Source organism: Sphingomonas sp. 10B4 (assembly GCF_035019905.1).
In the GTDB taxonomy this organism is placed as follows: Bacteria; Pseudomonadota; Alphaproteobacteria; order Sphingomonadales; family Sphingomonadaceae; genus Sphingomonas; species Sphingomonas glacialis.
In genome coordinates this window covers 1-303 of sequence record NZ_JASJVC010000245.1, presented here as the reverse complement: position 1 = coordinate 303, position 303 = coordinate 1, and the positions used below count along the sequence as shown (strand labels likewise).

Here is a 303-nt window from a genome sequence, read left to right as displayed (position 1 = left end):
ACTGAAACGCTGTTCGAGAGCGAACTGTTCGGCCATGAAAAAGGCGCTTTCACCGGTGCGACTTCACGCAAACTGGGGCTAGTCGAGACCGCTCAGGGTGGCACTTTGTTTCTCGATGAAATAGGTGATGTGCCGCTGTCAATGCAGGTGAAATTGCTGCGCCTGATAGAATCGGGTACTTATCGCCGTGTCGGTAGCGTCGAAATTCAGCACGCGACCTTCCGCTTGGTGGCAGCCACCCACAAGGCGCTCGATCGCATGATGGAGCAGAGGGAATTTCGGCAAGACTTGTATTACCGTATC

At 54.1% G+C, this 303-nt stretch carries 1 protein-coding gene; it reads left to right on the top strand.

The window, feature by feature from the left end; translation table 11 throughout:
* The coding region (locus QN347_RS19670) for a sigma 54-interacting transcriptional regulator (RefSeq protein ID WP_323494376.1) at window positions 1-303 on the top strand (303 nt) is incomplete at both ends.